The organism is Corynebacterium sp. HMSC08D02 (assembly GCF_001807505.1).
Taxonomy (GTDB): domain Bacteria; phylum Actinomycetota; class Actinomycetes; order Mycobacteriales; family Mycobacteriaceae; genus Corynebacterium; species Corynebacterium pseudogenitalium.
Genome location: NZ_KV789236.1, coordinates 48899 through 71358 on the forward strand (window position 1 = coordinate 48899; position 22460 = coordinate 71358).

The 22460-nt window shown below is 64.7% G+C and carries 17 protein-coding genes, 1 tRNA gene and 1 other RNA gene; 9 read left to right on the plus strand and 10 right to left on the minus strand.

What is annotated here, in order from left to right:
• The first annotated feature begins 11 nt into the window (after nt 1-11).
• Complete coding sequence (locus HMPREF3170_RS01390) at nt 12-3593, plus strand: YPDG domain-containing protein (RefSeq protein ID WP_141742152.1); 3582 nt, start codon at nt 12-14, stop codon at nt 3591-3593.
• A gap of 495 nt (nt 3594-4088) precedes the next feature.
• Here HMPREF3170_RS01390 and HMPREF3170_RS01395 read toward each other — a convergent pair.
• Nucleotides 4089-4174, minus strand: a tRNA-Ser gene (locus HMPREF3170_RS01395).
• A 114-nt stretch (nt 4175-4288) separates the two neighbouring features.
• Between HMPREF3170_RS01395 and ffs the strand changes: the two genes are divergently transcribed.
• The 6 genes from ffs to recR all read left to right on the plus strand — a co-directional run bounded on the left by ffs (nt 4289) and on the right by recR (nt 9484).
• Nucleotides 4289-4387: signal recognition particle sRNA small type (gene ffs / locus HMPREF3170_RS01400), an RNA gene on the plus strand.
• A 104-nt stretch (nt 4388-4491) separates the two neighbouring features.
• Nucleotides 4492-5778 carry an aspartate aminotransferase type Ic gene (locus HMPREF3170_RS01405; protein ID WP_246814883.1) on the plus strand — a complete coding sequence of 429 codons (1287 nt, stop codon included), beginning with the start codon at nt 4492-4494 and terminating at the stop codon, nt 5776-5778.
• A complete protein-coding gene (locus HMPREF3170_RS01410) occupies nt 5775-6311 on the plus strand; it encodes a hypothetical protein (protein ID WP_070477271.1) in 537 nt (178 codons plus the stop codon). Before HMPREF3170_RS01405 ends, HMPREF3170_RS01410 begins: the two co-directional genes overlap by 4 nt.
• A gap of 18 nt (nt 6312-6329) precedes the next feature.
• Complete coding sequence (locus tag HMPREF3170_RS01415; protein ID WP_070477273.1) at nt 6330-8348, plus strand: DNA polymerase III subunit gamma and tau; 2019 nt, start codon at nt 6330-6332, stop codon at nt 8346-8348.
• Nucleotides 8349-8421: 73 nt separating this feature from the next.
• Nucleotides 8422-8799, plus strand: coding sequence for a YbaB/EbfC family nucleoid-associated protein (locus tag HMPREF3170_RS01420; RefSeq protein ID WP_070363280.1), 378 nt, complete (start codon nt 8422-8424; stop codon nt 8797-8799).
• A gap of 58 nt (nt 8800-8857) precedes the next feature.
• Nucleotides 8858-9484, plus strand: coding sequence for a recombination mediator RecR (gene recR, locus HMPREF3170_RS01425; protein WP_070363279.1), 627 nt, complete (start codon nt 8858-8860; stop codon nt 9482-9484).
• 299 nt (nt 9485-9783) lie between these two features.
• Here recR and HMPREF3170_RS01430 read toward each other — a convergent pair whose 3' ends face one another.
• From HMPREF3170_RS01430 to HMPREF3170_RS01455, 6 genes are all read right to left on the minus strand, one after another.
• Nucleotides 9784-10515: a type 1 glutamine amidotransferase gene (locus HMPREF3170_RS01430; RefSeq protein WP_070477275.1), complete on the minus strand. Its 732-nt coding sequence runs from the start codon at nt 10513-10515 to the stop codon at nt 9784-9786.
• Nucleotides 10508-11767 (minus strand): Mur ligase family protein, encoded by a 1260-nt coding sequence (locus tag HMPREF3170_RS01435; RefSeq protein WP_070477278.1) that lies wholly within the window; start codon nt 11765-11767, stop codon nt 10508-10510. The genes HMPREF3170_RS01430 and HMPREF3170_RS01435 overlap by 8 nt, the downstream gene beginning before the upstream one ends.
• A gap of 9 nt (nt 11768-11776) precedes the next feature.
• A complete protein-coding gene (locus HMPREF3170_RS01440; RefSeq protein ID WP_070477280.1) occupies nt 11777-12769 on the minus strand; it encodes a DNA polymerase III subunit epsilon in 993 nt (330 codons plus the stop codon).
• Between the two features lie 14 nt (nt 12770-12783).
• Nucleotides 12784-14208, minus strand: coding sequence for a hypothetical protein (locus HMPREF3170_RS01445; protein ID WP_070477282.1), 1425 nt, complete (start codon nt 14206-14208; stop codon nt 12784-12786).
• Between the two features lie 229 nt (nt 14209-14437).
• Nucleotides 14438-16198 (minus strand): 2-isopropylmalate synthase, encoded by a 1761-nt coding sequence (gene leuA, locus HMPREF3170_RS01450; protein ID WP_246814884.1) that lies wholly within the window; start codon nt 16196-16198, stop codon nt 14438-14440.
• Between the two features lie 152 nt (nt 16199-16350).
• Nucleotides 16351-17208, minus strand: a complete 858-nt coding sequence (locus tag HMPREF3170_RS01455; RefSeq protein WP_070363273.1) for a DMT family transporter — start codon at nt 17206-17208, stop codon at nt 16351-16353.
• Nucleotides 17209-17323: 115 nt separating this feature from the next.
• Here HMPREF3170_RS01455 and HMPREF3170_RS01460 point away from each other — a divergent pair, with 115 nt between their 5' ends.
• Nucleotides 17324-18589 carry an aspartate kinase gene (locus HMPREF3170_RS01460; RefSeq protein ID WP_070363272.1) on the plus strand — a complete coding sequence of 422 codons (1266 nt, stop codon included), beginning with the start codon at nt 17324-17326 and terminating at the stop codon, nt 18587-18589.
• A gap of 15 nt (nt 18590-18604) precedes the next feature.
• Nucleotides 18605-19639, plus strand: coding sequence for an aspartate-semialdehyde dehydrogenase (locus HMPREF3170_RS01465; RefSeq protein ID WP_070477284.1), 1035 nt, complete (start codon nt 18605-18607; stop codon nt 19637-19639).
• Nucleotides 19640-20167: 528 nt separating this feature from the next.
• Here the strand turns inward: HMPREF3170_RS01465 and HMPREF3170_RS01470 are convergent.
• The 3 genes from HMPREF3170_RS01470 to HMPREF3170_RS01480 all read right to left on the minus strand — a co-directional run bounded on the left by HMPREF3170_RS01470 (nt 20168) and on the right by HMPREF3170_RS01480 (nt 22451).
• A complete protein-coding gene (locus HMPREF3170_RS01470) occupies nt 20168-21442 on the minus strand; it encodes a YkvI family membrane protein (RefSeq protein WP_070477286.1) in 1275 nt (424 codons plus the stop codon).
• A 72-nt stretch (nt 21443-21514) separates the two neighbouring features.
• A complete protein-coding gene (locus tag HMPREF3170_RS11885) occupies nt 21515-21751 on the minus strand; it encodes a helix-turn-helix domain-containing protein (protein WP_168161603.1) in 237 nt (78 codons plus the stop codon).
• Nucleotides 21752-21905: 154 nt separating this feature from the next.
• On the minus strand, nt 21906-22451 hold the full coding sequence (locus HMPREF3170_RS01480) for an RNA polymerase sigma factor (protein WP_070363268.1): 546 nt from the start codon (nt 22449-22451) through the stop codon (nt 21906-21908).
• Nucleotides 22452-22460 lie beyond the last annotated feature (9 nt).

Sequence of the window (22460 nt, forward strand, 5' to 3'; positions counted from 1 at the left end):
GGAGTTTCAGAATGCGAAATCGTAGAATGTCAGCCACTGTGGTGGCGCTGGCGCTGGGGGCGTCCGCGCTCGTGGTGCCACAGGTGGACGCGCAGAGCGCCGAAGAGAACCGATGCCACGACGTGCTGAGCGCGAACACCTTGTTCCCGCACCAGCGCATCGGTGGCGTGAGTACTCCGAACGAGGGCTCGTTTGAGCCGGGCACCCGCGCCGTTGTCAACGAGCAGGGCCAGGTTGAGGTGTACTACTGGGTCAGCCTCCACGGCGACGGCGAGCACGCTGTGGACTCGATGGTTTCCGAGCTGCGCATGAACCAGACTCGCATCTCTGATTTCGAGGAGACCTTCACCCTTTCGGCGGTGTCTGTAGGGGAGACTATCCCAGGTGCGGTGCGTTCCGGCGAGGATAGCACCACCAATATGGACCTGAACGTCACCGGCACCGCGCACGTTGAGCCGGTCGAGCTGCACCTTTCGGAAGGCTCCCCGGTGGTGTCCGCGAAGGTCATCCTCGAGGACGTGAAGGACATCAAGGAAGACGAGACACGCACGTTCGCGTGGGTCGCCCGAAGCGTAGGCAACGGCTACGAGAACTTCCCGAACCGCCTGGGCTTCGAAGCCCGCAACATCGCCGAGGTTGACCTGCTGCCGGTCCCGGCAGAGAACGCGCAGTGCTTCCCGCTGCAGGCGGCTCAGGACGAGGTGCCGGTTGTCACCGCGAACGGCAAGGAGTTTGCGACGAACATCCAGGTCACCAACGGTGCTGGGGAAGATTACGCTCGCGTGATTGCTGTCGTGACGCGAAACGGTAAGGCTGTCGAGGGCGCGAATGCGCGCGTCGATAGGGATGGCCGCGTGCATGTCACCCTGCCTGTCGGCGGGACCGGCGAAATCGACAATGACAAGCCTGAAGCGCTCCAGGTTGAGGTGTACGCCACCCCGCGCGACGGCTCCGACCAGCTCAACCTGCAGAAGTACAAGGACAACGCCAAGATCGGCGAAACGTTCCAGCTGAAGACCCAGCAGTGGGCCCCAAGCTACGGCAACGAGAAGACCTCCCCGGGCAAGACGGCAACCGTCGCGCTGAAGCCGGGCAGCCCGAAGTACCCTGACGGCACCACCTTCGAGGTTATCGGCGCTACCCCAAGCAGCGAGGCTCGCCCATGGGACGTCACCCTGGAAGAGGGCAGCAACGCGCTCAAGGTCACCGCGCCGATCAGCGCGCGCCTGGAAGACACCGTGACCGTGCAGGTCAAGGCCACCTACCCAGACGGATCCCACGACGTGCTGGAGTCCGTGGTCGGCGTTGACACGACCCTGGCACAGGAGCACACCCCTGGCTATGACGTGGTGATCACCCGCCCATCCGTCACAGTGGCGCTGCCGCAGGTCCGTGACCAGGAGCTGCCGGCCGACACGACCTTCAAGATCGCCCCTGACCAGCAGCTCGGTGATTGGACGGTGGGCGTCGATAAGCGCACCGGCGAGATCACCGCAACGCCGCCGGCGAACGCCCGCGACGGCGAAACGAAGACCATCAACGTCGAGGTGACCTTCCCAGACGGCTCCACCAAGGTCGTACCGGGCACCGTCATCGTCAGCGCGCCGCCGCAGGCACAGAACCCAGACGCGTACTACCTGGCGGAAACCACCCGCCCAGGTGTCGAGGTCACCGTGGACGCCCCAGAGTTCAGCGCTGATGCGCCGAAGGGCACCACGTTCACCATCCATGACGCCTACGAGGTCCCGAAGGGCTGGAAGGTCAACGTCGGTGAGGACGGCTCCGTCACTGCGACCCCGCCGGCCGATGCCAAGCCAGGCGACCGCATTGTCGTGCCCGTCCAGATCACCTACCCGGATGGTTCCTCGATCACCCGCCCAGCAGTCGTCGTAGTTGTCGACGACGCCCCCAAGGGCACCAACGACGTCCAGTTCCCACCGAAGCCGACCAAGCCGGGCACCGTCGTAGTTGTCACCCCTAAGGGCGGCACCGAGGGCTCCACCTACGTTGTCGAGCAGAAGGACATTCCTGAAGGCTGGACCATCAACATCGACGAAAACACCGGTGTCTCCCACGTCACCCCACCAGCAGACGCCAAGCCAGGCGACTTCGGCGTGATCAACGTGCAGGTCACCGACCCGAACGGCAACACCATCACGCGCCCAATCGTCGTGACCGTCATCGACGACCCGGCCGCACCCGTCGACCCGAACCCGGCCACCCCGTCCGCCCCCGACCAGAACTACGCCCCGAAGCAGACCAAGCCGAACCAGACCGTGACCGTCAACCCGACGCCACGCGCGCCGGGCGGCACCACCTTCGTCATCTCGCCTGAGTACAAGGCGTCGAAGGGCTGGAAGGTCACCGTCGGCGAGGACGGCTCCGTCACCGCCACCCCGCCTGCCGACGCCAAGTCCGGCGACTACACCGTCGTCCCAGTCGACATCACCTACCCAGGCGGCCAGAAGGTCACGCGCCCAGCAACCATCCTGGTTGTTGACGACGCCGACACCCCCGAAGGCCAGCCACCAGTTGACTACAACCCTGGCCGTACCAAGGGCGGCGTCACCGTTGTCGTGCCGCCAAGCACGCAGCCTGACGGCGCGACCTTCAAGATCGTCGACGGCTGGAAGGCACCGGAAGGCTGGACCGTCACCATCAACGACGGCGGCTCCGTCTCCGTCACGCCACCTGCCGACGCCAAGCCAGGCGAGCAGGTCGTCGTCCCAGTAGAAATCACCTACCCGGACGGCAAGACCGTCACCCGCCCGGCGGTTGTAACTGTCAGTGACGACACCCCGTCGACCTCCGCAGGTAACACCCCTCCGACCATTGAGGTCAAACCGGGCACATCGCACGTTGAGGTCCACGTGCCAGGTGCTAACATCGGCGACCTCAAACTCCCCGACGGCTGGACCGCTCAGCGCGAGGGCGACAAGGTCATCATCGTCCCGCCAGCTGAGCGAACCCCGGACCCCAAGGGCTTCGACATCACGATCCCAGGCCGCGAAGGCGACGTCACCGTCCACGTCGTTGTCCAGGGTGAAGACCAGCCGAAGACCCCAGGCAAGAGCTCGACCGATGACCTGCAGCGCTGCTTCGCCGACATGTCCTCCCACGGCGGGCCACTCCTGTGGCTCATCCCGCTCGGGTTGGCAGTCGCCGTCGGCGCGCCACTCATCGCCGCAATGGGCCCAGAGATCAGCGCCTCCGCGCGCCGTGTCTCCGAGCAGATGAACATCCCGAACCCGTTCGGCAACTTCGGCGACAACCGACCTGACTTCCTGAAGCAGCTCGACGTTGAAGCCGCCCGCCTGAACGCCAAGTTCGGCCCGCAGGCCACCGAAGCCCTCGGCGCCATCGCAGCGGTCACGCTCGGCATTGGTGCCCTGGCCGGCCTGCTCTCCCTGTGTGCCCCAGGCGAGAACGGCGCAGCCAACAAGATCCAGCAGAGCTCCAACGAGGGCTCCTCGCTCGGCGACTTCCTCGGCCGGAAGCCATCGACCACGGCAACTGCCACGACCTCGACGGCAGCTCCCACGACGGCACCAGCCACGACCTCGGCTGAGCCGACCACTACAGAGAACAAGTAGCTCCTCTGTATAAAACCCCGCGACCTGTGAGTTGGGTCGCGGGGTTTTGCGCATGCTGGACCCGCGCACCAAATTCCCTCATACGGTCGGTGCGACCTGGGGAAATGCCTTGGCGACTTTTCAAAATGCCGGATTTTGGTGCGCAACTACCCTCCTCGCGCACCACATTCCCGCTTTTCGCGGGACGGATTGGAAAAATCAAGGTCACTGGCAGCCGGTGGGGGAATTTGGTGTCTCCGTGCGTGGTGCAAGTGCCAAAGGACGCAGTTTTTGTTGGGGGAGGGGGTAAAAGCCCAGGTCGTGAAAAGTGGGTTGCGTCCTTTGGCACTCGGGCGATGGGTAGTGCACCAGATTCCCTCACGAAGCGAGCGCGACCTGGGGAAATGCTCGGGCACCACTCCGAAAAACAGGGAATGTGGTGCACAGCAAGCCCAATGCAAATACAAAAACAGCGCACCCGGCGAAAACTTCAACCGGATGCGCTGTCAAAAAGCGCGGAGGATGTGGGATTTGAACCCACGAGGGTCGTGAAACCCGCACGCGTTCCAGGCGTGTGACATAGGCCGCTAGTCGAATCCTCCTAGTTGCGACACATCATGCGTCGAGGGACTACTTTAACCCATCCCCCCAGGTTCCGACAAAACGCCTGCGCAGTCAATGTTTTGCAACGCCTAAAGCTTCAGGCTAGAGTGTTCTGCAGGATCTCACGCGGTGCTCATCTCGTGAACTCCCCCAGGGCGGGAACGCAGCAAGGGTAAGCGGGCGCTGGCAGGTGCGTGAGGTCCCCTTTTTTATGGGGTAAAACTGGGGAAAAACCGTCGCGCGGGGTGGGGTGTCGCTAGTACGATGATGGGTCGTTAGTAGATACGCCGACGTACTCGAATAGGACACCAAGACATTGAACACCCCGTTGAAAGAACTAGATGCTGAGCAGCTTGCAAGCCTGGCTGCTGAGTTGCGTGAGCAGTACAAGCAGCTGGAGGAGACCAACATGGCGTTGGATCTCACGAGGGGGAAGCCCTCGGCGCGCCAGTTGGACTTGGCGGACGACCTGTTGGCCCTGCCGGGTGTGGGGAATCACCGTGACGCCTCGGGTGTGGACGTGCGTAATTACGGCGGCCTGACGGGCATTTTGCAGTTGCGTGAGTTGTGGGCCGAGGCGCTCGGCATTGACCCGAAGCTGTTGGTGGCGGGAGACTCGTCGTCGCTAAATATTATGTTTGACCTGGTGTCCTGGGCGTACACGTTTGGGACGAATGATTCGCCGCGGCCGTGGGCGGATGAGCAGCGCGAGCACGCGATTAAGTGGCTGTGCCCAGTGCCCGGCTATGACCGCCACTTCACGATTACGGAGCGCTTCGGCTTCGAAATGATCACTGTCCCGCTGCTTGAGGACGGTCCCGACATGGACGTCGTGGAGGAGCTGGTGAAGGACCCTGCCGTGAAGGGCATGTGGTGCGTGCCGGTGTTTTCTAACCCGACGGGCGCGGTGTACTCGCAGGCGACTATCGAGCGCCTGGCGGCGATGGAGACGGCCGCGCCGGACTTCCGCATTGTGTGGGACAACGCGTACGCGGTACACACGCTGACGGATACGTTCCCGGTGAACGCGGACGTGCTTGCGCTGTCGGCGAAGGCGGGTAACCCGAACCGGTTCTGGTACATGTCGTCGACGTCGAAAATTACGCACGCGGGCTCGGGTGTGGCGTTCTTTGCCTCGTCGGAGGAGAACCTGGAGTGGTATGAGTCGATCGCGAATGTGCGAGGCATCGGCCCGAACAAGGTGAACCAGTTGGCGCACGCGATGTACTTCAAGGACGCGAATGGTGTGCGTGAGGTGATGCGGAAGCATGCTGAGTCGCTGGCGCCGAAGTTTGAGGCTGTGCTTGAGGTGCTGGAGAACCGGCTCGGGGGCACGGGCGTGGCGTCTTGGTCGACGCCGAAGGGCGGCTACTTCATCTCCTTGGACGTGATGGATGGGACTGCGACTCGCGTGTGGGAGCTGGCGAAGCAGGCCGGCATCAGCCTGACGAAGGCGGGTTCGGCGTTCCCGAAGGGGAAGGACCCGCACGATCGTAATATTCGTTTGGCGCCGTCGCTGCCGCCGCTTGAGGAGGTCACGAAGGCGATGGACGGCGTGGCCACGTGCGTGCTGCTGGCGGCGGTGGAGAAGCTCGGCGCATGACGGGCGACGAGCTTGTCGCCTGGCTGGCCTCGGTGTTTCCGGGGATGCAGCTTTCGCTTGTCGACGCCCGCGCCGTCGCCACCGCGGAACTGAACGGTGCGAACGTGGCGGTTACCGCCGGGTTCAGCGGTACTGACATGGGGCTGGTGGCGCTTCACGATGGCGGCCCCGAAGTTGTGTGCGAGGTGATGGCGGTGGGGGACGTCGATAAGCAGGTGCTTGCCCAGGCCGTTGTGGACGTGACCCGCGAGCTTGAGCGCCTTGGCGTGCCGGGGCAGCCTGGCGTGCTACTCGAGGGGCTGCTGGCGGACGCGCCGGGCACCGTGCGGCACGGGCTGCTGCGGGAGCCGGAGGTGTTCGCGCAGGGCACCCCGATGGTGCGTGAGCCGCGCCGGATCACGCTGCTTCTGGAGCTGATTGCGCTCACCGATGAGGAGTTCGGGATCGCCTCCGAGCAGGGCTATCCGGTGCTGGAGCGGCGTCTGCGCAGGCGTGGCGTGGATGTGAAAGATTGGTGCCGGGAAGAGGGCTGATCGTCTACACTTGGCGCCGTGGCTCTGTACCGGAAATATCGTCCTGCAACGTTTGGTGAGCTGGTTGGGCAAGACCAGGTGACTGTGCCGTTATCGAACGCTCTCGACAACGGGCGCATCAGCCATGCGTACCTGTTTTCGGGGCCGCGGGGGTGCGGCAAGACGTCCTCTGCGCGCATTCTGGCGCGCTCGTTGAACTGCGTTGAGGGGCCGACGTCCACTCCGTGCGGCAAGTGCGCGTCCTGCGTGTCGCTGGCGCCGGGTGGCACCGGGAACCTGGACGTGATGGAGCTGGACGCCGCCTCCCACGGCGGTGTCGACGACATGCGTGAGCTGCGCGAACGCGCCATGTTCGCGCCTGCGGAGTCCCGCTACCGCGTCTTCATCATCGACGAGGCGCACATGATTTCGCCCTCCGGCAACAACGCCCTGCTCAAGATTGTGGAGGAGCCGCCAGAGCACCTCATCTTCATCTTTGCGACGACCGAGCCGGAGAAGATCCTCGGCACGATTCGCTCGCGTACCCACAACTACCCGTTCCGCCTGCTGACCCCGCAGGCGATGCGCCACCTGCTGGAAAACATCGTTGCGGAGGAGGGCGCGTTCGTCGACGAGAACGTGTACCCGCTGGTCATCCGCGCTGGCGGCGGGTCGCCGCGCGACACGCTGTCCGTGCTGGACCAGCTGTTGGCGGGCGCCGGGCCGGACGGCCTGACCTACGAGATGGCGCTGCCGCTGCTCGGGGTCACGGACCTCACGCTTCTCGACGCCGCCATCGACGCCCTCGCCACCAAGGACGCCGCGGCGATGTTCCACACCATCGACAAGGTGATCGAGTCCGGCCACGAGCCGCGCCGTTTCGCCCTCGACCTGCTGGACCGGCTGCGTGACCTGCTGCTCATCGTCACCGTGCCGGATGCCTTCGGCGAAGGGCTTGTCGACGCCCCCGTCGACCGCGCCGAAATCCTCCGCGCCCAAGCGCAGCAGTTCCACCCGTCGACGCTGGCGGCACTCGCGACCGAGGTCAACGACCGGATCGCGGATCTCCGCGGCGCGACGTCCCCGCGCCTGTTGTTGGAAGTGATGATGGCGCACCTGCTCACGATGGGCGACCGCCCGGCGGTCTCCTCGGCTACCTCAGCTGCACCGGCGCCTGCTACCCCTGCGCAGGCGGCCCAGCCTGCCCAGCCGGCCCCGTCGCAGACTCCTTCGCAGGGTGGGGGAGCCGCGGCCGCTGCGGCTGCTGCGGCCAGGATCGCGGAGCGCCGAAAGGCGCAGAACACGCCGAAGCCTGAGCCCAAGCCCGAGCCTGCAGCGAAGCCTGAGCACAAGCCCGAGCCGAAGCCTGAACCGAAGCCGGTGCCGCAACCACCCGCGGAACCCGCAACGCCGCCGAAGCCGGAACCAACCCCGGCACCGAAGCCAGAGCCAGCACCTGCGGAAGACCTCCTCGAACGCGTGCAGCGTGACTGGATGAAGCTGCGCCAAGCTGTGGGCAAGCGCAACCAGGTCGCCGAAATCATGCTTGCCGAGGCAAAACCGCTCTCCCTCGACAACGAAGACGGCCAGCCCACACTGCTCATCGGACACAACACGGGTGCCCTCGCGGAGCGCCTCAACGCCGACAACAACAACGGGGACATCGTCGCGGTGTTCTCCGAAGCGCTTGGCACCAAGGTTGCCGTGCGTTGCGTGGTGGGCACGAAAGGGGCGAAGGGGGCGTCGAAAAGTGAAGCAACCCCAAAACCCGCAGCGCAGCAGCCCACTGACTGGCGGGCGATAGCGAAGGCCGCCGGGCAGCGCAGCGCGCAACAGGAGCGCCGCGAGCGCGAGGAAGTCCCGCCGCCGCCCGAACCGCCCCACGACGACGCCGGATGGGAACCGCCTCCGCCGCCGCCCGAGCCCTACAGCCAAGAGGACGAAGAGCGCGACATGGTCGACCAGGCCGAGGCCGAGTCGGCGACCTTCGACCGTCGTGACGCCACCGAAGTTGCCATGGACCTGCTTGCCAGCGAACTTGGAGCCAAGCCCTTGTAAGCATTCAGGAACTACCGGGTACACTGGTGAGCAAATTAGACAAAATCACTGACACGAAAGGGTGTTACACACCATGACCCAGCCAAATATGCCTCAGGACATGCAGGAACTCATCCGCCAGGCAGCCGAGGTGCAGCAGGCGCTGCAGCAGGCACAGCAGGAGCTGCTCAGCACCACCGTCACCGGCACCGCTGGCGGCGGCCTGGTCACCGTCGTCATGACCGGTGGCGCAGAGATCACCGACCTGCAGATCAAGCCGGAGGCTGTTGACGCCGACGACGTCGAGACGCTGCAGGACCTCATCCTCGCCGCATACCGCGACGCCCACAACAAGGCCGGCGAACTGGCGCAGGAGAAGATCGGCCCACTGACCGGCGGCGCAATGCCACAGGAGGCTCCTGGTGGTCAGCAGCCTGCACCTGGTGAGATTCCGTTCGGCGGCATCATCTAAACCCACCCGCTTGAACGCCTGGCACTTCGCCAGGCGTTTTGTGTTGTAAAGGACCCCCATGTTCGAAGGACCGCTCCAAGACCTTATCGACGAGCTCTCGCGCCTCCCCGGCGTCGGACCCAAGTCTGCGCAACGGATCGCCTTCCACCTTCTCCAAACCGAGCCCGAAGATATCGACCGGCTCCGCGCCGCCCTCGCCGGCGTCCGCGACGGCGTGACGTTCTGTCGCATCTGCAACAACGTCTCCCGCGAAGCGGTCTGCCGCATCTGCGCCGACTCCGGCCGCAAAAAAGACCTCATCTGCGTCGTCGAAGACGCCAAAGATATCCAGGTCATCGAGCGGACCGGTGAGTTCAACGGCCGCTACCACGTGCTCGGTGGGGCACTGGACCCACTTGCGAACGTGGGCCCCAAGGACCTCGCCGTCACGCCCCTGCTGAAGCGCATCGGCGGCGTCCTTCCCGACCTCGACGGCGACGACGCCCCCCAAATCACCGAAGTCATCCTCGCCACCGACCCCGACACCGAAGGCGAAGCCACCGCCTCCTACCTGGCCCGCCTGCTCAAGGACTTCCCAGATCTGACCGTCTCCCGCCTGGCCTCCGGCATGCCGCTCGGCGGCGACCTCGAGTTCGTCGACGAGCTCACCCTGTCCCGCGCGCTCTCCGGGCGGCTCACGTTGTAAAAGGTGCTGTGCACCAAATTCCCTCACTGAGCTCCAGCGACCTGGGCTTTTTCAAATTCGCCCGCGAAAAACTAGGAATTTGGTGTTGTGACCAACGAGCTGGACACCAAATTCACGCTTTTCGAGTAGGCCCTGAAGCGTTTCCCCAGGTCGCCAAAATCCAATGAGGGAATTTGGTGTCCCACCAACCGGGCCGAGTGCCAAAAGACGCAACACCTTTTTCGCGACCTGGGCTTTTCCCGAGTTCCTCGGAAGGAAATGCGTCCTTTGGCACTGGCTCCTAGGGCGCTAGCGGCAACCTACCTGAGGCGCTCCTTGCGTAGCTGGTCCACCTCGGGCAACGCGAGTGGGGTGAGTTCCTGGGCGTCGATGCCGAGGGCGCGGGCGAGGAGGAGGTCGGCAAGTTCGGGGTTGCGGGCCAGGGCAGGGCCGTGCATGTAGGTGGCGATGACACTGCCCTGCACAACGCCCTCAACGCCAGCCCGAGAACCGGCGCCCGAACCAGCACCCACGTTGTTGCCCACGCCGCGTTTCACCTGGCCGAGGGGGGAGGCGTCGGGGCCGAGAGTGGTGCCACCCATGTGGTTTTCGAATCCGGTGAGGGGGGCGGAGAGGCCGTCGAGAAGTGGGTGGGATTGGACTTCCCCGATGGCGCGCTCGGGCATGGGGGAGGTGCGGACGTCGAGGACGCCGATGCCGGCGACTTCCTCGCCGTGGGCGGTGAAGCTGTGGCCGAGGACCTGCATGCCGGCGCAGACGGCGAAGACGGGGCGGCCGGCGTCGATGGCGCGCTGCAGGCCGGGGGATGCTTGCAGGCGGGAGGCCGCAATGATTTGGGCGGAGTCCTCGCCGCCGCCGAGGGTGTAGATGTCGCAGTCGGAGGGGATGTCCTCGGTGAGGGGGATGGGTCGGATGTGGGTGTCGATGCCTCGCATGCGGGCGCGTTGGCGCAGGACGAGTGCGTTGCCGTCGTCGCCGTAGGTGCCGAGTACGTCGGGCAGCAGCAGGCCGATGGTCAAAGTGTTAGTCACGGTCCAGCTCCTTGTGTAGGTCCTTTTTGAGGTCGCGGAAGGCGGTGTAGTTGGCCAGCACTTCGACGCGGCCGGGTGGGCAGGCGCGGATGGCGTCGACGCAGTTGTGGATCAGTTCGTGTTCGATGTCGGCGTAGAGCAGGCGCACGGCGAGGTCGGTGCCGCGTTCGCCGGCGGCTTTGACGGCGATGCCGTGGAAGTCTTCGAACTTGACGTCCCAGAGCCAGGAGAGGTCTTCGCCGTCGGCGACTTGGCCGTTGACGGCGATGACGAGGCCGTCGGCGGTGCGGTCCACCATGGAGAGGGCCTCTTGCCAGCCTGCCGGGTTCTTGGCCAGCAGGAGGCGGACTTCGTGGTCGCCGAAGTGGATGGTGGAGTAGCGCCCGGCGACGTCTTGGACGTCGGCGACGGCGGCGAGCGCGGAGGCGAGTGGTACACCGAAGACGTCGACGGCGCAGGCTACGGCCTGTGCGGCGTTGCCGCGGTTGGCCCGCCCGGGTAGCGCCAGGTCAAGCGTGACGACGCCCCCATCCGGGCAGCGCAGGCCGTCGTCGGTGACGGCGTAGGTGGGGGTAGGGCGTCGAAACTCGGAGCCATCGGGGAGGGGTTCGACGGCGTACCAGTCGTCCTCGGTGCGTACGACGTGGCCGCCGCTGCGGGGGTTGGTGACGGAGTCTCCGAGCCAGCCGGCGCCCGCGGAAACCCAGATGACGTTGGGGTGGTCCCAGGCGACGGAGGTCATCAGCACGTCGTCGCAGTTAGCGATGACGGTGGCCTCCGGGTGGGCGTTGACGGCGCCGCGGAGGGCGCGCTCGATCTTGTTGATCTCGCCGACGCGGTCCAGCTGGTCGCGCGACAGGTTGAGCAGCACGAACGCCTTCGGCTGCAGCCGGTCGGCGACGTGGGGGACGTGCAGCTCGTCGACCTCGAGGGCGATCGTGGAGGCGTCCTTGCCCGCCATGAGCGCGGAGATGATGCCGGCGTCCATGTTGTCGCCGCCGTCGTTGGTGGCGACGGTCCTGGTGGAGCGCAGCGCCGCTACCAGCATCTTTGTGGTGGTGGACTTGCCGTTCGTGCCCGTCACCAGCACGGCCGGGCGCCCCTTGGACAGGCCTGCCATGATGTTCGGGTCGATCGCGTTGGCAACGAGCCCGCCGATCATGCCGCCGGCGCCGCGGCCGGTGGCGCGCGACGCGAACGTGGCGGCCTTCGCGGCGGCCAGCGCAACAGAGGTACGCAGTTGTGAGAGCATGCCTCTACGTTAGTCGCGCGCTACGGCCTGGAGAAACTCCTGCGCGCTGAGCACCGGGATGTTTTTGCGGTGCGCGTGCATCGCTTTGCCACGCAGTTCTGCGCCGCGGGAGGGGGCGTCGGATACTACGAGGGATGCGGTGCGTGTGAGCTTTTCTTGGTAGTTCAGCCCGGCGTCGAGCGCGGCCTGGATGAGCTCGTCGGGGTCGACGGCGACGTCGTCGGAGATGGAGATCTCCATGCCTGGCTTGAGGCCCGCACCCGTGTAGACGCCCGGATTATCGACGTCCCCTTCGCGCTTATGCGCGTCCACCCGCAGTGCGGAGCGCTGCAGGCCGAAGCGGTCCGCCTTGAGGTCCTCCGGTTCGATGCTGGTCAGCGTGCCGTTTTCGCGCAGCTGCAGGTACACCGCGACGAGCTTCAGTGTGGCCGCCCGGGAGAGTTCCTCCTCGGGGACGCTGGCGCGCTCGACGGTGGCGGTGGCCGGTTCGGAGAGCACGCCGACTTGGTTGGCCACGGCGTTGAGTCGCTCGTCGATGAGGATGTGGCCCTGGCGGCGCGCGCTGCCGAGGATGTCCACGATTGCTTCGGGGCGCGGGATGTGGCCGACGCGCTGGCGGCGCCGGTTGTGCTTGCGGGCGCGTTGGCGGTTGGCGCGGGCGGCGGCGTTCATGGCGCGGCGCGACTCGGAGACGAGGTACCCCCACTCCGTGGGGCTGTCGAGCACGATGAGGGTGCGGTCGTCGATAAGCTTGTTGAGTGTCTTGAGGTGCCGCGCGAACCGTGGCGCCTGGGCGAAGTCGCTCTTCTCCAGGTTGTGCAGGTGGCGTGGGCCGGCGTCTTTGACCGGGTTGAATACGGCGTGGAAGTCCTCGCCGACCTCGCCGTTTTCGTCGAACGTGACCGCATCGAGGGTGAGCAAACGCCCCGTAGAGGGGTGGATGCTTGTCGAAAGGGCGCTTACCGCGACGAACGGAAAGAGCTCGTGGTCAGGTGTTGTCATCACTCTGATAGTAGCTATGGCCACTGCACGCGGTGTAATGGCCCGCCGAGCGGCGTGTCCGACTGGATCTGCAGGCCGCCGAAATTGTACTGGTAGTCGGGGGCAGGCGCTGGTGCAGGGGCCGGCGCGGGCTGTTCCTGCACGGGAGCGGGCTGCTGCACAGGCGCTGGTGCAGGCGCAGGGGCGGGCACGGGCGCAGGGTCTGGAGCCTGCCACACCGGGGCCGGTTGTGCTGGCACCTGGTACGCCGGTTCCTGTTGCGCCGGGGCTGGCGCCGAGGCCGGCTCAGACGCGGGCTCCGAAGAAGGCGGCGTGGTCTCTTCGGTGGTCTGTTCCGTCGACCGCTTCGAAGGTTCCGGCTTCTGGCCGGACTTGCTCGGGGAGTGCGCAGGCTCCGTCATGTACGTGGAAACTGTGTCCGGCGAGCCGCTCCACTGCTCGCTGAACGCCACCGAGCCGATCAGTGCGATCAGCAGCGCGCCGATGACAGCGGCTACCCAGCGCATCGGGTGGATTGGCTGGTTCTTCTTCGGCTGCGCCTCCGGGGTCTTCTCGTCCGCCGGGGTCTCCACGGCGGGGAACTCCTCCGAATCAGCCTTCGCTGCGGCGGACTTGGCCACCGCGTCGGCGCTGTCTTCCAGCTCCTCTGGGCGTACCACGGGGATCACGGTGGTCGCCGACATCGCCGAGGTATCCGGGTGACGCGGGTGGACCTGCACCGGCGGAATCGGGGAGAGGGGCGGAAGCACGTCCGGGGCGAGTGGGCCAACGGTCACGCTCAACGACGGCTTGCCACCCAGCGGCGCGAGGTAGCCGTGAGCTACCGCCAGCAGGCCACGCTCGCTGAGGGACTGCAGCGTCGGCAGCAGCGCGGTGGCCACTGGCCCCACCAGGGTGCCGACGGCCCGATCCCCAATCGCGACCTGCACAGTATCTTCGGCAGCATCCTCCGTGGCGCTCAGCGTGAGCAGGTAATGCTTCCGGTCCAGCACCGAAACTTCCTGGGCTTCCTGCGCGTCCGGGAGGAAGGAGACGTCGTAGGTGCGGGTGTCGTCGAGAAACACCCACGGCTCGGTCGGGGGCTGGTTGGTGGGGATGCACAGGCCGGGGCGTGGCAGGCGAAGGACGGTTTGCAGGGAGCCGTCCGCAAGGCGGATGGCGCGCACCGTGACCTGCGGGATCATCGAGGCTTCCACGATCCAGGACAGCTCCGCGTACTCGCGCGCGTCCGAGGCGCTCATGCTGCCGAGCACCGAGTCCTGGAAGTGAATGTCGAACCCGCAGCTCTCAGCGCGCGGGATAAGCAGCGCCGCGAGGTCCGCAACGTCCGTATCGGCGGAATCGAGCAGTTGAATGATGTGCTCTTGCTCCGCCTCGTGTACCGGGATGTTGCGAACAGCACCAAGCCCGTGGTCTGGAACCACGTATGTTGTTGCCATTTCGCCCTGCCTTACCCGGTCGCTGCCTCGCCAGTAGATAAATCTCCGAGCAATGAGTATAAGGCGCGCACCTGGGTAAACGCATGTCGACCTGTGGAGGCGTGTGACACGTCACGTTCGTACGCAGCGCGGATTCTTATACGCTGAGAGAGGCGTAAGAGAAGCGAGCGCGCTTTATCACTCGCATCTCAGTCCGCCAGGCAGAACGACCCCCCTGACGGGGGTGGTGTTACGCGACCGTCGAGCGGTTCACCGCGGACACGATGGCCTGCATCGACGCCAGCGTCGTCGATCCTGCCACGCCAGCGCCCCACGCACACTTGCCGTCGACATCCGCGTAGATGTAGCAGGCCGCGTCGGCGTCGTCACCCGCGGAGCGGGCGCGCTGCGAGTAGTCCTGCACCTCGACGTTGATGCCGATGTGCTCCAGCGCGTTCGCGAACGCCGCGATCGGGCCGTTACCGACACCCGTGACTTCGTGGTCCTGGCCGTTGTAGGTCACGCGCGCGCGGATCCCGGTCGTCGTGGCGTCCTTGCCTTCCTCATCCGACGTGCGGAAGGAGTGCAGCTCCAGTGGCGAATCTGGATCCAGGTAGGTCGTGGCGAAGATGTCCCACATGTTCTTCGAGTTGACCTCGCCGCCCTCGTTGTCGGTGATGTTCTGCACCACCGCGGAGAACTCCGGCTGCATCGCCTTTGGCATATCGATGCCGTGGTCCGTCTTCATGATGTAGGCAACGCCACCCTTGCCGGACTGGGAGTTGACGCGGATGACAGCCTCGTAGTCGCGGCCCACATCCTTCGGGTCGATCGGCAGGTATGGGACCTCCCAGACCGTCTCGCGCAGCTCTTCCCACTGCACCTCAGTGGAGTTCGCGCCGGGGCGCACCTTGCTCGCCAGTGCGTCCAGGCCTTTATTAATAGCGTCCTGGTGCGAGCCGGAGAACGCCGTGAAGACCAGGTCGCCGCCGTATGGGTGGCGCTCGGGGACGCGCAGCTGGTTGCAGTACTCCACGACGTCGCGGATGCGCTGGATATCAGAGAAGTCGATCTGCGGGTCGACGCCCTGCGTCAGCATGTTCAGGCCCAGCGTGACCAGGTCGACGTTGCCGGTGCGTTCACCGTTGCCGAACAGGCAGCCTTCGATGCGGTCCGCGCCCGCCATGTAGCCCAGCTCGGCCGCGGCGATGCCTTCGCCGCGGTCGTTGTGGGGGTGCAGCGACAGGATGACGGAGTCGCGGCGCTTCAGGTTGCGGTGCATCCACTCGACCGAGTCCGCGTACACATTTGGGGTAATCATTTCGACGGTCGCCGGCAGGTTGATGATCATCGGCTGCTCAGGGGTCGCGTCCATGATCTCGACGACGGCGTCGCACACCTCAGCCGCAAAGTCCAGCTCAGTGCCGGTGAAAGATTCCGGCGAGTACTGCCAGCGCCAGTTCGTGTCCGGGTAATCCTTCGCGATGCCCTTGATCAGCTCCGCCGCGTCCGTCGCCAGCTTCTTGATCGCCGGGCGGTCCTTGCGGAATACCACCTCGCGCTGCAGCTTCGACGTGGAGTTGTAGAAGTGCACGATCACGTTCTTCGCGCCCGAGCAAGCCTCGAACGTGCGACGAATCAGGTGCTCACGGGCCTGTACCAGCACCTGGATGGTGACGTCATCCGGGATCATGTCCTGCTCGATGATCTCGCGCACAAAGTTGAAGTCAGTCTGCGAGGCGGACGGGAAGCCCACCTCGATCTCCTTGTAACCCATCTCCATCAGCAGGTTGAACATGCGGCGCTTGCGCTCCGGGTTCATCGGGTCAATCAGGGCCTGGTTGCCGTCGCGCAGGTCCACCGCGCACCACTGTGGCGCGTGCGTGATGGTGGCGTCTGGCCAGGTGCGATCCGGCAGGCGGATAGGCTCCACTTCCTGCGCAAACGGCAGGTAGCGGTGCGCTGGCATCTTCGATGGCTGCTGCTTATTCCAGGCTGGTTGGGTGGTCATTGTGGCTGTTCTCCTTCGTGGCGAGTTTCACGGTCGGCGTGCACAAACTCCGCGACGGGCGCCGGCCGTGTTACAACGAGGCCTGTATCCCGCCGCGGCAGATTAGGAGCAGCAGCTGATGTGACATGCGCCAAAGCATACACGGTTTGCGCCTATCCCACTTGAATACTGACCCGTGTGAGCATCGCCGCGCTGGCCAGCATCATAATTATCGACGCCACCATCGCCACCCAACCCCCAACACTGGACACGGCGAAGTTCTCCCCAAGCAGCACGATGCCCAAGGTGAGCGCTACCAGCGGCTCAACAACCTTCATGGCCGGCAGCGTGGTGGCCAGCTTGCTGGCGCCGAACGCGAACTGCTGCACTGCCGTGCCCAGCACCGCGCAGGCCAGCATGGCCCAGAACTGCCACGACTCCACAAGTCCAACGACTCCGCCGTGTACGTAGGCGTCCACAGCCACCTTGGAAAACACCGCCAGGTAGCCGAAGATCGCGCCGCACAGGATGCCGTAGGCCAGCGCCTGCGTAGCGGCGCCACGGGTGCGGGCGAACGCGACCGTCCCGACCATCCAGGCCAGCCCAACCCCGATTGCCAGCACCCAGCCGACCATTCCCGGCGGGGCGGTGCCCGGCACCGGGCGGCCCACCAGGATCACCACCGCAACGAAAATGGTCAGCAGCGTCGCCCACGCCGTGCCCTGCGGCGACATTGTGCGGTGCTCCACGCGCGCCGAAAGTAGCAGCGTGAACATCAGTGACAGCACCAGAATCGGCTGGACTACCAGCAGGGATCCGAACGCCAGCGCCAGCGCCTGAAATCCGTACGCGGCCAGCGCAAGGGCGAGCGATGCCCACCAGGCGGGGCGTCGCAAAGAAGAAAGCGGTGAGGGATTGACCTCCGTTGTGGAGCGGCCGGCGCGCAAGATGCGGTGGCGCCACACCGTCCCCACCGCGATGAGCAGCGCAGACGTGAGCGCAAAGCTAATCGCGAGGAAGTCGTTCTGCATGGTGAACGATAATACTAATTTTCTGTGCCATGTCGTCCCATAGTCGTTTTTGGGACGCTATTCTTATAGTGCGGATTTTCACGCGACAGTTTTTACACCGATGGAAGGTTCTACCATGGCATTGATCGTGCAGAAATACGGGGGCTCGTCCCTCGAAAGCGCCGACCGCATACGCGCGGTTGCTGAACGCATCGTTGCCACTAAGAAGCAGGGGCACGATGTCGTGGTGGTGTGTTCCGCAATGGGCGACACCACCGACGAGCTGCTGGACCTCGCCGCCCGCGTCAACCCAACGCCGCCAGCCCGCGAGATGGACATGCTGCTCACCGCAGGCGAGCGCATCTCGAACTCGCTGGTCGCGATGGCGGTCGCATCCTTCGGCGCTGATGTGCAGTCCTTCACCGGCTCGCAGGCGGGCGTCATCACCACCGAGCGCCACGGCAACGCCCGCATTATTGAGGTGACGCCGGGCCGCGTCCAAGAAGCTATCGACGCCGGCCGCATCGCCATCGTCGCCGGCTTCCAGGGCGTCAACCGTGACACCAAGGACGTCACCACCCTCGGCCGCGGCGGGTCCGACACCACCGCCGTCGCCCTCGCCGCCGCCCTCGGCGCCGACGAGTGCGAAATCTACTCGGACGTCGACGGCGTCTACACCGCCGACCCACGCATCGTCCACGATGCCCGCAAACTCGACAAGCTCTGCTTCGAAGAGATGCTTGAGCTCGCCGCGTCCGGCTCGAAAATCCTTGTGCTGCGCAGTGTGGAATATGCGCGCGCATTCAACGTACCCATGCGGGTGCGTTCGTCATACAGCAACGATCCCGGCACCCTCGTCGCCGGAGCATTGGAGGATATCCCCATGGAAGAAGCAGTACTGTCCGGCGTTGCCACCGACGCCTCCGAAGCGAAAATCACCATCCTCGGCGTCAAGGACCTGCCAGGGGAGGCCGCCAAGGTGTTCCGCGTCCTCGCCGACAACGAGATCAACATCGACATGGTGCTGCAGAACATCTCCAGCCTCCACAACCTGACCACCGACATCACCTTCACCCTCCCAATTGCCGACGGCCCCCGCGCCATGGAACTGCTCAAGGCCCTCCAGGCGAAAGAAGGCTGGGACAACATCACCTACAACGACCAGATCGGCAAGGTGTCCCTCATCGGTGCAGGCATGAAGACCCACCCGGGCGTCACCGCCGACTTCACCGAAGCACTTCGCGACGCCGGCGTGAACATCGACATGATCACCACCTCCGAAATCCGCATCACCGCCGTGGTGCGCGAAATCGACCTCGAGGAAGCCACCCGCGCCATCCACGACAAGTTCGAACTCGGTGGCGACGAACCAGCCATCGTCTACGCTGGCACCGGACGCTAAGAAAGGACACACTTCATGACCACCATCGCAGTAGTAGGTGCAACCGGCCAGGTCGGCCGCGTCATGCGCGAAATCCTCGCCGAACGAGACTTCCCAGCGGACAAGGTGCGCTTCTTCGCATCACCGCGCTCCGCGGGTAAGCACCTCGAATACCGCGGCCAGGACGTCGTCGTCGAAGACCTCACCCAGGTCACCGAAGACTCCGTCGCCGACGTCGACATCGCGCTCTTTTCCGCAGGCGGCGGCACCTCCAAGCAGTGGGCCCCAGTCTTCGCAGCCGCCGGCGCCACCGTCGTAGACAACTCCTCCGCGTGGCGCAAGGACGACGACGTCCCCCTCATCGTCTCCGAGGTCAACCCCGACGAAGCCAAGGCGCCAGCCAAAGGCATCATCGCGAACCCGAACTGCACCACCATGGCAATCATGCCCGTGGCCAAGGCACTCCATGACGCCGCCGGCCTTCACACCATGCGCGTAGCCTCCTACCAGGCGGTCTCCGGCTCCGGCCTCGCCGGTGTGCAGGCGCTTGCAAACCAGGTCGCCGAAATCGGCGAGCGCAACACCGAACTCGCCCTCGACGGCTCCCTCCTCCAGCCCGAGGAGCTCGGCCCATACGTCGCACCGATCGCCTTCAATGCGCTGCCACTCGCCGGCAACCTCGTCGACGACGGCACCGAAGAAACCGACGAGGAGCAGAAACTCCGCAACGAATCGCGCAAGATCCTCTCCATCCCAGACCTGCGCGTCTCCGGCACCTGCGTCCGCGTCCCAGTGTTCACCGGGCACACCATGGTCGTCCACGCCGAGTTTGAGAAGGAAATCACCCCTGACCAGGCTCGCGCCGTCCTGGAGGCCGCGCCGGGCGTCTCCGTCGTCGACGTACCGACCCCTCTCGCCGCCGCCGGCAAGGACGATTCCCTCGTCGGTCGCATCCGCCAGGACCAGGCCGTCGACGGCAACCGCGGCCTCGTGTTCGTCGTCTCCGGCGACAACCTGCGCAAGGGCGCCGCACTGAACACGATTCAGATCGCGGAGCTGCTTGTGAAGTAGCTTTTCTGGCTTCTTGAGGGCACTTGAGGGCGCTTGAGGGCGGTCCCCTGGGGTTTGTTCCCTGGCGGGGCCGCTTTTCTGCTTCGGCTTTTGGGGCAGGCCGGTCCGTGACCAGGGGAAATGCCCAAATACTTTCCTGGATCCAGGGTTTGAGGTGTGGTTGCTAGGTAACCAGTGCCAATGGACACACCTGAAAACATCTAGCACATTGCTGACCTGCAGTGTTGAATGGCTGCACCAAAACAGGTTGCGTCCTTTGGCACTAGGCCTCTCTGGGTGCACACCAAATTCGCCCATGCAGAATCAACGACCTGGGGAAACGCTCAGGGCTGCTCCTGAAAGCGGGAATTTGGTGTCGGACCGGGTGGTGGGGACACCACATTCCATCAAGCGGTACTGCCTACGACCTGGGGAAACGTTCCGACTCCTCTCCGAAAAACAGGAATTTGGTGCGCTCACCCTTGTAAGAGCCAAAGAAAAAGTGCCAAAGCACGCATCTTGCGTCCCTTGGCACTTGGCTGGGCAGGATTATTTAGCCTGGCTCTCAGCCTCTTCCGTCTCGAGGACTTCTTCCGCTTCGAGGGCCTGCTCGGCCTCTTCGATCATGGCTTCCTTGAAGTCCTTATTTTCCATGACGGACTTCTCGGTAATCTTGTCCAGCTCGCGCTGGTCGTGGCGGGTGAACTTCACGCGCGGATCGAGTTTGTCCTTCATGAGCTCGAGGGCGCGGCGTCGCAGGCTGCCTTCGTGGCGCAGGGTTTCCGAGCCGCGGATGCGGGCTGATGTGACCACGACGATGAGTACCAGGCCCAGGTAGCCCAGGATCGGGTAGACGAACGAGATTAAGTCCTTGAAGCCGACGAAGGACAGGACGAACCCGATCAGGCACGCGGAGATGTAGATGACGCGGAACTTCTGCTGGCGACCGCGCGCCAGGCGCTTGCCCAGGGCGTAGAACATGCCCAACGAGGTGGCGAAAATCATGCCGAAGATCACGAACGTCATGATGAGGCCGAGTGTTGGGTTGATGTTGTTGATGAGGGTGAGCATCGGCATGTCGTGGCCGTTGACGTCGCTGATGCTGACCATGAGGCCCATGCCGAGCAGGAGCAGCATCGCGAGGTAGGCAATACCGCCGAAGAGGCCGCCGAGGCCGGTTTCGCGCGGGTCGAGGTAGTTGCCGCCGATGACGACCGCCATGGACACAACGCAGATGAAGTTCAGGCCGGTGTAGTTCAGTGCGGCGATCCACCAGTTTGGCAGCTCGGTTGCGACGTCCTGGGCTGCGATGTTGATGCTATCCCAGTCTGGCTGCGCGTTGACGATGGTCCAGGTGCAGCCGCCGATCACGAAGATCAGGAGGAATGGGGTGAGGATGCCGATCGCGCCGGTCACCTTATTGACGTCCAGCATGCCAACACCGAGCACCATTGCCAGCATGATGACGGCGCCGATCCAGACCGGGATGCCGAACTGCTGGTTCAGGTTCGCGCCCGCACCTGCGAACATGATGAACCCGATGGAGAACAGCGTGATGATGGTCGAGATGTCGAGCACCCAGCCCATGACCTTGCCCGTGATGTTGCCGAGCACTTCCATGTGTTCAGTCGCCTGGAAGTAGGAGCCAAGCTGGAGGATGGAGATACCGCCGACCAGCATCAGGGCCGAGCTCAAGAGTGCTCCCCAAATGCCTTGCGTGCCGAAGGCTACAAAGTACTGCATCGCTTCCTGCCCGGACGCAAACCCGGCGCCGACAACGATGCCGATGAAGGCAAAGGAGATCGCTATTGCGTTTCGAATCATAAAAGGCAGTGTAGTTGATGGGTTGGGCCTGGTCGGTGAATTCGGAACCTTTTTGGTTTGGTTCCATGTGGATCATTCGTCCGTGTTGGCGCGCTGCGCTGCGTCCCTTTTGCGTATGAATGCGAAGACGTCGTCGGCGTATAGGCGCCGGTGCGCCCCGACTTTGTGGCCGGCTAATTGGCCGGTGTCGATGAGCTTCACGACGTGAGGCCTGGACACGTGGAGGAGGTCCGCCGCCTGCTGGGTGGTGAGTTCTTTACGTACGGGCACTATTTCAACCGGCCTGCCCTCCACCTCGTTGGCGAGCACTTCGCGTAGTGTAGAGGCGGCGGATCGTGGAATCCGTAGCGGCTGCTGGGACCCATCGACGACAATGTCGACGCTGCTCGAGTGGGGTTGTGAAAGCGCGATGTCAAGGTCTTCGAGGGCCTGCTGTGCAATAAACGAAAAATGGGATTATGAACTAGGTCTGTTCAGTGAGTCGCATGATGTCTTTTCGGGCGCGGGCGACGCGGGAGCGGATGGTCCCGATGCGCACGCCAGCGATTTTGGCGGCTTCCTCGTAGCTGTAGCCGAGCACTTGCGTGAGGACGATGGCTTCGCGCCTGTCGGGGGCGAGTTCGTTGAGGAGGTTGTGGGCGTCGATAACTTCGGGCCACAGGTTCGGGTCGTCGGTGCTGGGCTGTTGGTTGGCGACGTCGTCGTAGTCACTGTTGGTGGCGCGCGGGCGGCTGCGGTCGTGGCGCACGGAGTCGATCCAGGTGCGGCGCGCGATGGAGAGGAGCCACGTGCGGGCGGTGGAGCGGCCGGCGAAGCGCGGGAGGGCGCCGAGGGCGCGCAGGTAGGTCTCTTGGGTGAGGTCGTCGGCGGCATCGTGTCCTGCGAGGTGGGCGAGGAGGCGCCAGACGTCGTCTTGGGTGGCGGCGATGAAGTCGGTGAGGGCAGCTTTGTCGCCCCGGCCGGCCCGGAGGGCGAGGTCGGTGACGTACTGGCTATCGCTGCTGTTCACGAATAAAAA

Bases quoted from the DNA above. Each gene is read 5' to 3' on its own strand.
- HMPREF3170_RS01390 (WP_141742152.1), top strand. From the start codon at position 12: ATGCGAAATCGTAGAATGTCAGCCACTGTGGTGGCGCTGGCGCTGGGG.
- HMPREF3170_RS01410 (WP_070477271.1), top strand. From the start codon at position 5,775: ATGACGGGCGACGAGCTTGTCGCCTGGCTGGCCTCGGTGTTTCCGGGG.
- HMPREF3170_RS01420 (WP_070363280.1), top strand. From the start codon at position 8,422: ATGACCCAGCCAAATATGCCTCAGGACATGCAGGAACTCATCCGCCAG.
- recR (WP_070363279.1), top strand. From the start codon at position 8,858: ATGTTCGAAGGACCGCTCCAAGACCTTATCGACGAGCTCTCGCGCCTC.
- HMPREF3170_RS01435 (WP_070477278.1), bottom strand. From the start codon at position 11,767: ATGCTCTCACAACTGCGTACCTCTGTTGCGCTGGCCGCCGCGAAGGCC.
- HMPREF3170_RS01440 (WP_070477280.1), bottom strand. From the start codon at position 12,769: ATGACAACACCTGACCACGAGCTCTTTCCGTTCGTCGCGGTAAGCGCC.
- HMPREF3170_RS01445 (WP_070477282.1), bottom strand. From the start codon at position 14,208: ATGGCAACAACATACGTGGTTCCAGACCACGGGCTTGGTGCTGTTCGC.
- leuA (WP_246814884.1), bottom strand. From the start codon at position 16,198: ATGACCACCCAACCAGCCTGGAATAAGCAGCAGCCATCGAAGATGCCA.
- HMPREF3170_RS01455 (WP_070363273.1), bottom strand. From the start codon at position 17,208: ATGCAGAACGACTTCCTCGCGATTAGCTTTGCGCTCACGTCTGCGCTG.
- HMPREF3170_RS01460 (WP_070363272.1), top strand. From the start codon at position 17,324: ATGGCATTGATCGTGCAGAAATACGGGGGCTCGTCCCTCGAAAGCGCC.
- HMPREF3170_RS01465 (WP_070477284.1), top strand. From the start codon at position 18,605: ATGACCACCATCGCAGTAGTAGGTGCAACCGGCCAGGTCGGCCGCGTC.
- HMPREF3170_RS01470 (WP_070477286.1), bottom strand. From the start codon at position 21,442: ATGATTCGAAACGCAATAGCGATCTCCTTTGCCTTCATCGGCATCGTT.